At 60.7% G+C, this 11943-nt stretch carries 11 protein-coding genes; 7 read left to right on the plus strand and 4 right to left on the minus strand.

The genetic code is table 11. From position 1 onward, the window contains the following. Positions 1-34: 34 nt before the first annotated feature. Positions 35-262 carry a YejL family protein gene (locus ACW5W7_RS13640; protein WP_349921720.1) on the minus strand — a complete coding sequence of 76 codons (228 nt, stop codon included), beginning with the start codon at positions 260-262 and terminating at the stop codon, positions 35-37. Between the two features lie 73 nt (positions 263-335). On the opposite strand from ACW5W7_RS13640, the gene yejK reads away from it, so the two are divergent. From yejK to ACW5W7_RS13670, 6 genes are all read left to right on the plus strand, one after another. After that, on the plus strand, positions 336-1391 hold the full coding sequence (gene yejK / locus ACW5W7_RS13645; RefSeq protein ID WP_349921721.1) for a nucleoid-associated protein YejK: 1056 nt from the start codon (positions 336-338) through the stop codon (positions 1389-1391). A 394-nt stretch (positions 1392-1785) separates the two neighbouring features. Further along, entirely contained in the window at positions 1786-2967 is a 1182-nt protein-coding gene (gene malE, locus ACW5W7_RS13650) for a maltose/maltodextrin ABC transporter substrate-binding protein MalE (RefSeq protein WP_349921722.1), read from the plus strand. A 74-nt stretch (positions 2968-3041) separates the two neighbouring features. Continuing rightward, on the plus strand, positions 3042-4691 hold the full coding sequence (gene malF / locus ACW5W7_RS13655; protein WP_434667070.1) for a maltose ABC transporter permease MalF: 1650 nt from the start codon (positions 3042-3044) through the stop codon (positions 4689-4691). Positions 4692-4703: 12 nt separating this feature from the next. Further along, positions 4704-5594: a maltose ABC transporter permease MalG gene (malG, locus tag ACW5W7_RS13660; protein WP_349921724.1), complete on the plus strand. Its 891-nt coding sequence runs from the start codon at positions 4704-4706 to the stop codon at positions 5592-5594. 69 nt (positions 5595-5663) lie between these two features. Continuing rightward, complete coding sequence (locus ACW5W7_RS13665) at positions 5664-6800, plus strand: ABC transporter ATP-binding protein (protein WP_456502063.1); 1137 nt, start codon at positions 5664-5666, stop codon at positions 6798-6800. Between the two features lie 161 nt (positions 6801-6961). Next, a complete protein-coding gene (locus ACW5W7_RS13670; RefSeq protein ID WP_456502064.1) occupies positions 6962-7762 on the plus strand; it encodes an alpha/beta fold hydrolase in 801 nt (266 codons plus the stop codon). A gap of 67 nt (positions 7763-7829) precedes the next feature. Here ACW5W7_RS13670 and ACW5W7_RS13675 read toward each other — a convergent pair whose 3' ends face one another. The 3 genes from ACW5W7_RS13675 to ACW5W7_RS13685 form a co-directional block, all read right to left on the minus strand. After that, positions 7830-8636, minus strand: a complete 807-nt coding sequence (locus ACW5W7_RS13675; protein WP_349921727.1) for a MipA/OmpV family protein — start codon at positions 8634-8636, stop codon at positions 7830-7832. 240 nt (positions 8637-8876) lie between these two features. Further along, on the minus strand, positions 8877-9947 hold the full coding sequence (locus ACW5W7_RS13680) for an AI-2E family transporter (protein WP_349921728.1): 1071 nt from the start codon (positions 9945-9947) through the stop codon (positions 8877-8879). Positions 9948-10014: 67 nt separating this feature from the next. Next, positions 10015-10257: a sulfurtransferase TusA family protein gene (locus ACW5W7_RS13685; RefSeq protein ID WP_456502065.1), complete on the minus strand. Its 243-nt coding sequence runs from the start codon at positions 10255-10257 to the stop codon at positions 10015-10017. Between the two features lie 128 nt (positions 10258-10385). Here ACW5W7_RS13685 and bepA point away from each other — a divergent pair, with 128 nt between their 5' ends. Then, positions 10386-11840 carry a beta-barrel assembly-enhancing protease gene (bepA, locus tag ACW5W7_RS13690; protein ID WP_349921730.1) on the plus strand — a complete coding sequence of 485 codons (1455 nt, stop codon included), beginning with the start codon at positions 10386-10388 and terminating at the stop codon, positions 11838-11840. The last annotated feature ends 103 nt before the right edge of the window (positions 11841-11943 follow it).

Here is an 11943-nt window from a genome sequence, read left to right on the forward strand (position 1 = left end):
CAGGGTTGAGAAACGTCAAAGAATGCGAAGAAACTCAGTGAGCATCGTGACGAAGACTCACCGAGGCGGTGAGCGCCTGGATGTACTTCTCGGTGATCGCCTGACGCTGGGCCGGGGCCATACCGTTGATGATATTGGTGGTCAGGTTGCCAAGCACCATCAGACTGAGATCCACCGGCGCCTTGTGCTTTTCCAGGGCGGTGATCAGGTCGTTCATCAGGGCGTCAAACTGCTCGTTATTGTACTTTGATACGATGGGCATAATCTTCAGTTCATCTCGGTTCAAAGCGCCTTATAATACTTCACCCTTTCGGCTAACACTATGGCTTTGTGACATGAGTCTCGATATCGACAAGATCATTCTTCACTCCCTGCGCCAGGGCGGCGATGGTCAACCGCACGCCGACACCCGCAGCCAGACCCTGCCCGCAGACGAGGCGGTGCAAGGGCTGATGGCTGAACTGCATCGCATCTACAACGGCAAGGGTGGCAAGGGCTTCGGCTTCTTCGCGGACCCGGAAGCCGCCGTCGCCGAGCAGGCAGAAGGGAGCGATGCCCCCAAACAGCCTTCCCCCGCATTTCGCATCGCCCTCGAACAGCTGCTCGCCGAGCAGACTGAGTTCGTCCCCTTCTCCGTGACCATGACCCAGCTGCTGGTGAAGAACCTGGTGGAACATGCCCTGGGAGAGCAGGGGGTGCTGCTGTTTGCCAAATACAACTATGTGGGGGTTGATTATCTGATGATCGCCCTCCTGGAAGGCAAGGAGAGCGTCACCGTCAGCGAGGCGCTGGAGCTGCGTCATATCCAGTATCTGGATATCGGCAAACTCAATCTGGTGGCCCGTATCGATCTGACCGAGTGGAAGACCCAGCCCGATTCTCGCCGTTATATTACCTTCAGCAAGGGGCGGGTCGGTCGCAAGCTGGGGGACTTCTTCATGGATTATCTGGGTGCCCGTGAAGGCATGGATGCCAAGGTGCAAAACAAGGGATTGCTGCAGGCGGTGGACGATTATTGCGACAGCCGCCAACTCGAGCCCGCCGAGCGCCATGATTACAAGAAACAGGTCTTCCAATATTGCACCGAGCAAGCCAGTGCCGGTGCAGAAATAGAGATAAAAGAACTCTCGGCTGAACTGGCTGCAAAAGATGAAGGGGATCTCGACTTCTACAGTTTCATCGGCCAGGAATATGAACTGGAAGATCGTTTCCCGGCGGACAGGTCCACCCTGCGGGGACTCACCAAATTCGTCGGTTCAGGCGGTGGTCTGACCCTGAGCTTCGAGCAGAAGCTATTGAACAGCCGCGTGTTTTACGATCCCCAGACCGACACGCTGACCATCCGTGGCGTCCCCCCCAACCTCAAGGATCAACTGCTGCGCCAGTCATAATGTGATCCACTCTCCATTTTCGGCAAAAAGACACCCGGGCTGCCCCGGGTGTCTTTTTATTTATGGGGATGGCGCACATCGAAATGGACTCGGTACTTTGTTAACACATTGGACAAAATAAAGGGTTTGAAAGGGCTTTCATGGGGGTGAAACCCCTTTCATTCATGAAATTTTATTACCGATTGGTAATTTTATTTCCTTGTGGAGTCAAAAATACGGGAATAAACCCCCGGTATTCGCGGAAATAAGAAAATGTTTTCAGAACTTTCTGGAAGAAAATACGTAATTGCATTTCAAAAATGCGAGGCGTGTCATGTGAGGCATGCACGGCTTGGGATAATATTCACTTGCACACAATGCTCTTACAGCGCGGAACTTATACAAGGAAAGGCTCATGAAAAAGAAATTGCTGTCATCCCTGATCGGTCTGGCTACTCTGGGTGTGGCTTGCTCTGCCACGGCTGCCATTGACGAAGGTCAGCTGACCATCTGGATCAACGGTGACAAGGGCTATAACGGCCTGGCCGAAGTCGGCAAGAAATTCGAAGCGGAGACCGGCATCAAGGTGACCGTGGCTCACCCGGACCAGGTTGAAGTGAAATTCCAGCAAGCCGCTGCCACCGGCAACGGTCCCGACATCTTCTTCTGGGCTCACGACCGTTACGGTGAGTGGGTCAAGGCCGGTCTGCTGGTGCCGGTGACCCCGAATGCCGCCGAGAAGGCCAAGTTCGAGCAGTTCGCCTGGGACGCCATGACCGTCGACGGCAAGACCTACGGCTACCCGGTTGCAGTTGAAGCCGTCAGCCTGATTTACAACAAGGATCTGCTGCCGAACCCGCCGAAGACCTTCGAAGAGATCGCCAAGATCGACGAAGATCTGAAGAAGAATGGCAAGCGCGCCATCATGTGGGCCTATGACACCCCCTACTTCAGCTATCCCCTGGTGGCTGCCAACGGTGGTTATGCCTTCAAGAAGACCGCCACCGGTTATGACGTGAAAGACACCGGCGTGAACAACGCGGGCGCCAAGGCGGGCGTGGGCTACATCTCCGAGATGATCAAGTCCGGTCACCTGGAGAAGGGCATCGACTACGGTGTCATGGATGCCAAGTTCAACAAGGGCGAAGTGGCCATGATGATCAACGGTCCCTGGGCCTGGAGCAACCTGGACAAGAGCGGCATCAAGTACGGCGTAGCGCCGCTGCCGACCCTGCAGGGCAAACCGGCCAAGGCCTTCGTTGGCGTACTGGGTGCGACCATCAACGCCGCCAGCCCGAACAAGGATCTGGCCATCGAGTTCCTCGAGAACTATCTGCTGACCGATGCCGGTCTGGCGCCGGTGAATGCCGACAAGCCGCTGGGTGCCGTGGCATTGAAGTCCTTCCAGAAGACCCTGGAAGCGGATGCCAACATCAAGGCCACCATGCAGAACGCCCAGAATGGCGAGCCGATGCCGTCCGTGCCTGAGATGAGCCGTTTCTGGTCCTCCTTCGAAACTGCCCTCAAGAACGTCACCTCTGGCCGTCAGAGCGTTGACGAAGCCCTGGATACTGCAGCCAAGCGTATCGTCCAGTAAGCATGCTCTACCCGGGAGGCCTTCGGGCCTCCCACTCTCTCAACTCTCTCTTGGCGTAATAAAGGTTAATTGGCATGGAAGTAGTACCTTCTATTGAATCCTATGCCGGTCCGAAGGCTAAGCACTCCTGGCTCAAGTGGACCATCGCTGCCCTGGTCGCCATCCTCAACGGCTATGCCGCCGTGATGATGTATGCCAGCGGTGAGTGGGTGTTCGCGCTGCTGGATCTGGTGGTGGTTTCCGTCGGGCTGTATGTCTTCATGAACAAGAAGACCTATGCCCACCGCTATATCTTCCCCGGTGTGGCTGGCATGGTGGTGTTTATCATCTTCCCTCTTGCCTACACGATCGGCATCGCCTTCACCAACTATTCGGGCACCAACCTGCTCTCCCTCGAGCAGGCACGCAATTTCCATCTGAAAAAGATCTACAAGGTGGCGGGGGGCGAATTCGACTTCACCCTGCTGGGTGGGGACAAGGGTCAGTACCAGTTGCTGTTGCAGCAGGATGACCAATCCTTCATCAGCCAGCCTCTTCACCTGCAGAACAACAAGGCGCACACCCTGGCCGTTCGCGAGGGCAGCGCACCGAGTGAGCCTGAAACCGTGCAACTGCAGCCCCTGAACGGGGAAGCGGTCGGCCAGGCGGCGCCCATTCGCGCCATCGTCGATCACCGCAGCCATCTCAATGCCCTGGATCTGGTGCTGCCGGACGGCAGCGTGCACCTGACCATGAGCAGCCTGCGCAAGTTTGCGGCGCAAAAACCGCTCTACACCCAGCTGGTGGACGGCGCAGTGCTCAAGTCCGGGGTCATGATCAAGGATGTCAACCTGCTGCGTGACAACCAGACCGGCGAGCTGATGCTGCCCAACCCCGACACCGGCTTCTACCAGTACATCGACGCGGATGGCCAGTTCGTCGGCAAGGGGCTGGCACCGGGCTTCGTGGTCAGCGTGGGCTGGAAGAACTTCGTGCGGATCATGACAGACCCGGGTATCCAGGGTCCCTTCATGCAGATCTTCGTCTGGACGGTGATCTTCTCCGCCTGCTCCGTGGCCTTCACCCTGGCCATCGGCATGGTGATGGCCTGCCTGGTACAGTGGGAACAACTGCGCGGCCGTGGTTTCTACCGGGTCATGTTGATCCTGCCCTACGCCATACCGGCGTTCATCTCCATCCTGGTGTTCAAGGGCTTGTTCAACCAGAACTTCGGCGAGATCAACCTGTTCCTGGAAGCGGCGTTCGGCATCAAGCCGGACTGGTACACCACCCCCTTCCTGGCCAAGATGATGATCCTCATCGTCAACACCTGGCTCGGCTATCCCTACATGATGATCCTCTGCATGGGCCTGCTCAAGGCGATTCCGGAAGATCTCTATGAGGCGTCCGCCATGGACGGGGCGGGTCCGGTACAGAACTTCTTCAAGATCACGGTACCGCTGTTGATGAAGCCGCTGACTCCGCTGCTCATCGCGTCGTTTGCCTTCAACTTCAACAACTTCGTGCTTATCCAGCTGTTGACCAACGGGGCACCGGACATCATCGGGGCCAGTACCCCGGCGGGTACCACGGATCTGCTGGTGAACTACACCTACCGGATCGCGTTCCAGGGTTCGGGTGGTCAGGACTACGGTCTGGCCAGTGCCATCGCCACCGCCATCTTCCTGATCGTCGGCGCGCTCGCACTGCTCAACCTGAAATTGTCCAAAGCGGACAAGCTGTAAGGAGGCTCGAAAATGGCTATCGTACAACCCAAATCAGTCAAATACCGGGTGTGGGCAACCCACCTGGTCATGTGGGCCTTCCTGGCGCTGATCATCTTCCCGGTGATCATGGTCATCGCCATCTCGTTCCGTAACGGCAACTTCTCGGTGGGGGAGATCATCCCCACCAATCCGACCCTGGATCACTGGAAGCTGGCGCTCGGCATGTCTATCACCAACGCTGACGGCAGTATCACGCCGCCGCCGTTCCCGGTACTGACCTGGTTGTGGAACTCCATCAAGATCGCGGGCATCACCGCCCTGATGATAGTGGTGCTCTCCACCACCTGTGCCTATGCCTTTGCCCGCCTGCGTTTTCGTGGCAAGCAGACCATCTTGCAGGGGATGCTGATCTTCCAGATGTTCCCGGCGGTGCTGGCCCTGGTGGCCATCTATGCGCTGTTCAACAAGATTGGGGACTACATCCCCTGGCTCGGCCTCAACACCCACGGCGGCCTGATCCTGGCCTACATGGGGGGCATCGCCCTGCACGTGTGGACCATCAAGGGCTACTTCGAGACCATCGACTCCTCCCTGGAGGAAGCGGCGGCCATCGACGGTGCGACGCCCTGGCAGGCATTCAGGCTGATCCTGCTGCCCCTGTCGGTGCCCATCCTGGCGGTGGTGTTCATTCTGGCCTTCATCGGTTCCATCACCGAGGTGCCCGTGGCGTCCATCCTGCTGTCGGATGTGAACAATCTGACCCTGGCGGTCGGTGCCCAGCAATACCTCTATCCGCAGAACTATCTGTGGGGTGACTTCGCTGCAGCAGCAGTGCTGTCTGGTTTGCCGATCACCGTCGTATTCCTGCTGGCACAGCGCTGGTTGGTAGGTGGTCTCACTGCCGGTGGCGTCAAAGGTTAAGGTTCATGGCCGGGGGAGCCCTCTCCCCCCGCCATCACGATTTGCAAAGATTCAAGAGCGGAGCTCGACATGGCTGAAGTAGTACTCAACAAGGTTCGCAAGAACTATGATCCGGCGGTCCACAAGGACACCCTGCGCAACATCAATCTGGCCATCAAGGAAGGGGAGTTCATCGTCTTCGTCGGCCCGTCCGGCTGCGGCAAGTCCACCCTGCTGCGGATGATCGCGGGCCTGGAAGACATCACCAGCGGCGAGCTGACCATCGGCGGTCGCTACATGAACGACGTGCCGCCGGTGGAGCGCAACGTGGGCATGGTGTTCCAGTCCTACGCCCTCTACCCGCACATGAACATCTACGAGAACATGGCCTTCGGCCTCAAGCTCAAGAAGATGGACAAGGAGAACATCCACAAGCGGGTGATGCGCGCCGCCGAGATCCTCGGCCTCGAGCCCCTGCTCGACCGCAAGCCCAAGGCCCTCTCCGGCGGTCAGCGCCAGCGGGTGGCCATCGGTCGCTCCATCGTCCAGCAGCCTCAGGTGTTCCTGTTCGACGAACCGCTGTCGAACCTGGATGCGGCCCTGCGGGTCAAGATGCGCATCGAGATTGCCAAGCTGCACAAGGAGCTCAACTCCACCATCATCTACGTGACCCACGATCAGGTGGAGGCCATGACCCTGGCCAACCGCATCGTGGTGCTGAGCCCTCTCAAGGGTGAGGCCGAGACCAACCTGGAGCAGTTTGGCACCCCGCTCGAGCTCTACCACAACCCGGACAACAAGTTCGTGGCGGGTTTCATCGGCTCTCCCAAGATGAACTTCCTCTCCGGCGAGTTGCAGGAGATCGGTGAGCAGGAGGCCGTGGTCAAGCTGACTTCCGGCGATACCGTGCGGGTGCGGGTGGATGCCCGCCGCGGTGCGGTCGGTGACAAGGTGGAACTGGGCATTCGCCCCGAGCACCTGGTGCCGCTGGATCACGCCCATGCCGACAGCAAGGTGAGCGGTGTGGTGCAGGTGGCCGAGCACCTGGGGGCCGAGTCCTTCGTCTACATGGACGTGGATGGTCACGACTTCACCGTCAAGGCGAGCTCTGACGTGGACGTGGCCACCGGCCAGACCTACAGCGTCGGCATCCCGGCCGAGGCCTGCTACCTGTTCGATGCCAAGGAGCAAGCCTTCCCGCGCACGGCCAAATATATCCGCGTCTGATGACGCCAGGTTTTCCGTTATCTTCAATGCCTTTTGCCGGTCTGACGACCGGCTTTTTATTGCCCGCTCGCAGGCTGGCGGGAGGCCTCGCCCGTCTGGGGAGGTCAGGCGGCTGCCCCTCGTGCTACACTGGCGCCAGCTAGCGGGTCATAGGAGAAAACATGAAGAAAATGATGGAGATAGCAGGGCGTCGCCTGGCCTATCTGGATGAAGGGCAGGGGCCTGTGCTACTGCTGGGGCACAGCTATCTGTGGGACAGCAGCATGTGGGCACCGCAGATCCAGGCTCTCAAGGGGCAGTACCGCTGCATAGTGCCTGAGCTCTGGGGTCACGGGGATTCAGATCCCGTGCCGGAGGGCCCCTGCACCCTGGCCACCCTGGCCCGGGATCACCTGGCCCTGCTCGATGCCCTCGGCGTCGAGGAGTTCGTGCTCATCGGCCTCTCCATCGGCGGCATGTGGGGCATGGAGCTGGCCAGACTGGCGCCGACCCGTCTCAAGGGATTGGTGTTGATGGACACCTTCGTCGGCTGGGAGCCCCAGATCACCTGCGAGCGCTATCTCGCCATGCTCGCCGCCATCGAGCAGCGGGGCAACCTGCCGCCTCCCATCATCGATCAGGTGGCGCCGCTGTTTTTCGCCAACCAGCCGGATCCGGCCCTGATGGCCGGTTTCAAGGCTCGGCTGGCGAACTGGCCGCTGGACAAGGTGGCCAGCCTGGTGGCGGTGGGGCGCAGCTTCGTGACCCGGGAGGATCGCATGGAGTGGCTCGAAGAGATCACAGTGCCGAGCCTGGTGATGACAGGCTGCGAGGACAAGGCGCGTCCCGTGCTGGAAGGCTACCTGATGGCCGAGACCCTCGGCTGCCCCTTCAAGGAGATCCCGGCGGCGGGCCATATCTCGACCCTGGAGAACCCGGCATTCGTCAACCAGGCGCTGGCGGCGTTTCTCGCGGCGCTCTGAGGCGTGCCGGCCACGACCTGATTGCGAAGAAGGGAGCCTCGGGCTCCCTTCTCGTTATGTTGCACCGTTACCAGATGTATCCGACGCCGACCCCGGCATAGAACTCGCCCTGGTGTTGCACCAGGGGGCTGTCTGCGATGTCGTCGTCATAGCGCTCGTAGTTGAAGCCAAACCCGCCAATCCAGTTGGGACTGAAGCGGTAGCTGCCGATGATGGAGGCCATGGGGGAGAGGGTGGTGCCGGTATTCCACTGGGGACGACCGGGGGCCACTTCATCCGCCCCGATGCCGCCGAAGTAGTAGTTCGCCAGATTGTGGCTGCGCAGCATCAGACCCGCCCCCGGCATCAGTAGCAGGCGGCCTCGCACTATGGGGAAGTTGGCCCAGAGCATCACCTCCTGGCCGTTGCTGGTACCGGTGACATCCGTGGTGGCCCGCATCGACCAGAGGGCATAGGGGGTGATGAGATCCGCGCCAAAGCCTGCCTCGAACTCCCCTTTGCGTTTCTCCATGCCGGTGAAATAGGCATCGTCATCGGGATCCAGGTTGCCAAAGCGCACCCGCCCGAAGGCATAGGTCGACAGCCCGCCATCCCGGCTGAGGTAGTAACGGGCCCGATCCCCCAGGTACATCAGGTTGTCGCCAAAATAGAGGGCCCCCGGGATGGGGAGCAGGGCATCATCCTGATACTGATAACGGGCCTGGCCGCCGAGGACCACGCCGCCCAGCACCAATCCCTTGGGGATGGGGCTGCTCGGGCTGTCGCTGGAGAAGGCGCTGAGAGCACCGATGTCGATGTCGGCCCGGGCCGGGGCGACGAGCAACAGGCTCAGGAGTGCGGGGAGACAGGCGTGGCGCAAGGAGACAGGGGGCATCAAGGGATCCTTTTGGGTTTTCAGGCCGGGGCGTAGGTGGAGTCTTCGTCAGTGAAGCGTGTTTTTGCTGTGAATTCAAGTCGATAGCCGCAGGAATTCAGGTTGGTGTCAGCAAGTGGGGGCTAAGGGGGGAGGAAAGTACGCCGGTGTGTCCAACCACGTCGCGGGGGAGAGTAAATACGCAAAGAGGCAACAAGAAGAGAGGCCGGGGCCTCTCTTCTTGTTGGATTGTCATGGGGCTTATGGCGCGGGGCGGGGCAGCTCCTCGCGCTTGGGCCAGGCATTGATCACCGCCTTGACCAGGGTGGCGAGGGGAATGGCGAAGAAGATCCCCCAGAAGCCCCAGAGGCCGCCAAACACCAGCACGGCGATGATGATGGCCACAGGGTGCAGGTTGACCGCCTCGGAGAAGAGCAGGGGCACCAGCAGGTTGCCATCCAGCCCCTGGATGACCAGATAGGCCACCATCAGCCAGGCGAAGTCCGGGGTCAGCCCCCACTGGAACAGGGCCACCATGGCCACGGGCACGGTCACCGCCACCGCCCCTATGTAGGGGATGAGCACGGAGAAGCCCACCGCCACCGCCAGCAGCACCGAGTAGCGCAGCCCCATCAGGGCGAAGGGCACATAGGTGGCGATGCCGACGATGAGGATCTCGATCACCTTGCCGCGGATGTAATTGATGATCTGGTCGTTCATCTCCACCCAGACCCGGTTCACCAGGGTGCGGTTGCGCGGCAGGAAGCGGCGCAGCCCTCCCATCAGAACCTGCTTGTCCTTGAGCATGAAGAACACCATCAGGGGCACCAGGATGGCGTAGACCAGGATGGCGACCACGTTGACCAGGGAGCTTAAGGAAGCGCTCACCAACTGCTCGCCCCCCGCCAAGATGCGCTGGCGGATGTTGTCGATGATGGTCTCGACCAGGCTGACGTCGATGATCTCCGGGTACTTCTCCGGCAGGGCACGCACATAGTCCTGAGCGTGGTTGAGCATGGCCGGCGCTTCCTTGGCCAGGTTGATGCCTTGGCTCACCAGGGTCGGAATGAGCCCGAGGAAGGCCGTCACGGTGAGGGCGATGAACAGCAGCAGTACCAGGCTGGTGGCCAGGGTGCGAGAAAGCCCGGCCCGCTGCAATCGGCTCACCGGCCACTCCAGCAGGTAGGCCATCACCAGTGCGACCAGCAGCGGCGCCAGGATGTCGCCAAACAGCCAGAGCACGGCGAAGCAGAACACCAGCAGCAGGAATAGGGTGACCGCATCGGGATCGGAGAAGCGGGTCTGGTACCAGCGCTTCAGGACTTCTAACATCGGAGCTTCCTTACATTACTGGGGCATGGGATGACATGCGCCCGACGACGGTGTGCAAAGAGACGCATCATGACGAGGGACTGCTGACCACCAGTTGCAGCCTTAGACAGGTCTCGGTTTCCTGCAACGGTTGTACCTGATGGCCCTGTCGGCGCAACCAGACGGGAATGTCCTGTCTGGAACCCGCATCGGCCAGCAGGATCTGCACGCACTGGCCGTCATGGGCCGCCCGCAGCCAGAGCTTGAGCCGGATCAGGGGCTCGGGGCAACGCCAGGGGGTCAGGTCGAGCTGTTCCCAATGCTGTTCCATCTCGGGGAGGGCTCCATCGCGTATGATGGCCGTCATTATGGCCGCGATGGCAGGATGAAACAACGCTTGTAGGCCTTGATGGGCAAGGGTATTCTGCCCGAGCACTTTCTGATGGAGATAGAGACACAGTGGCCCGCTTTTCCCCCTTGATGGCATCCTTTCCCCTGCTGGTCTCCCTGATGAGCGCGACCTTCCACGCCCAGGCGAACAACCAGCTGCCCGACATCGGCACCGCCGGGGTAGCGGCCCTGCCCATCGAGCAGGAAGTGCGCTATGGCAATGCCTTCATGCGATTCGCCCGGGCGGGCTTGCCCATCATCGACGATCCCGTGCTGAGCGAATACATCGACGATCTGGGTCAGCGACTGCTCACCAACGCGGACGGGGTGCGCTTTCCCTTTACCTTCTTCCTCATCAACGATCCCAGCATCAACGCGGCCGCCTTCCTGGGCGGACGAGTCAAGGTGCACACCGGCCTGTTCCTCTACGCCGACAGCGAGAGCGAGCTGGCCTCGGTGCTGGCGCACGAAATCACCCACGTGACCCAGCGCCATATCGCCCGCTACATGGAGTCCCAGGCGAGCAGTTCCGCCATGACCCTGGCCGGGCTGGTGGGGTCCATTGCGCTGGCGGTGATCAACCCCACCGCCGGTATTGCCGCCTTGCAGACCACCCTGGGTCTCTCCATGCAGTCCGCCATCAACTACACCCGGGACAACGAATACGAGGCGGACCGGATCGGCATGAAGACGCTCTATGACGCCGGTTTCGATCCCATGGGGATGGCCACCTTCTTCCAGAAGCTGGCGGCGGAGTACCGCTACGCCAGCAAGCCGCCGGAGATGCTGCTCACTCACCCCCTGCCGGAGACCCGGATCAGCGAGGCCCGCGCCCGCGCCAGCAGCTATGGCCGCCGCACCCTGCCTCCCAGCCTCGACTTCTGGCTGGCCAAGGTGCGCATCCAGGTGCGCTACGGCACCGAGACCCCCCAGGGGCTGCTGAGCTATTTTGACAACCGCCTGCAGAAGGGAGATTACCCCCTCAAGGATGCCGCCCTCTATGGCAAGGCTCTGGCCCTGCTGCAGCTCAAGCGCACCGATGAGGCGGATGCGCTGATGCAGGAGCTGGCGGCGCGCCACCCCGAGGATCTCTTCATGGTGGATGCCATGACCGACATCGATCTCGCCAAGGGGCGCAGTGCCCAGGCCATCGCCCGGTTGGAGCGCTTCCGTACCCGGATGCCGGACAACGAGGTGGTGGTGGTCAACCTCGGCAACGCCTATCTGGAGGCGGGCAATTACAAGAAATCCATCGCCACCCTGGATCCTTACGCCCGCGAGCACGAGGAGAACAGCCTGGCCTGGAGCCTGTTGTCGGACGCCTATCGCAAGTCGGGCCGGATGACGGACTTGCACATGGCGCGGGCGGAGACCCTCTCCCTGCGTGGTGACTATCAGGCGGCTATCGACGAGCTGGTGGTGGCCCGCGGCACCACCACCGACAAGCTGACGTTGGCCCGCATCGAGGCGCGCATCACCCAGCTGGAGCGGGCGAAGAAGGATCTCGATAGCTTGAAAGGCTGATCCCGAGGCGGGTGATGACAGACGGGGTGGCCCATCAGGGGCACCCCGGCTGGGTTTTTTTGTGACTCAAGGTGCCCTTGATGGGGGTTGTAGAGGGGGTGGT

The organism is Aeromonas intestinalis (genome assembly GCF_054052485.1).

Coding starts and splice junctions, on each gene's coding strand:
- ACW5W7_RS13640 (WP_349921720.1), bottom strand. CDS start 262: ATGCCCATCGTATCAAAGTACAATAACGAGCAGTTTGACGCCCTGATG.
- yejK (WP_349921721.1), top strand. CDS start 336: ATGAGTCTCGATATCGACAAGATCATTCTTCACTCCCTGCGCCAGGGC.
- malE (WP_349921722.1), top strand. CDS start 1,786: ATGAAAAAGAAATTGCTGTCATCCCTGATCGGTCTGGCTACTCTGGGT.
- malF (WP_434667070.1), top strand. CDS start 3,042: ATGGAAGTAGTACCTTCTATTGAATCCTATGCCGGTCCGAAGGCTAAG.
- malG (WP_349921724.1), top strand. CDS start 4,704: ATGGCTATCGTACAACCCAAATCAGTCAAATACCGGGTGTGGGCAACC.
- ACW5W7_RS13665 (WP_456502063.1), top strand. CDS start 5,664: ATGGCTGAAGTAGTACTCAACAAGGTTCGCAAGAACTATGATCCGGCG.
- ACW5W7_RS13670 (WP_456502064.1), top strand. CDS start 6,962: ATGAAGAAAATGATGGAGATAGCAGGGCGTCGCCTGGCCTATCTGGAT.
- ACW5W7_RS13675 (WP_349921727.1), bottom strand. CDS start 8,636: ATGCCCCCTGTCTCCTTGCGCCACGCCTGTCTCCCCGCACTCCTGAGC.
- ACW5W7_RS13680 (WP_349921728.1), bottom strand. CDS start 9,947: ATGTTAGAAGTCCTGAAGCGCTGGTACCAGACCCGCTTCTCCGATCCC.
- ACW5W7_RS13685 (WP_456502065.1), bottom strand. CDS start 10,257: ATGGAACAGCATTGGGAACAGCTCGACCTGACCCCCTGGCGTTGCCCC.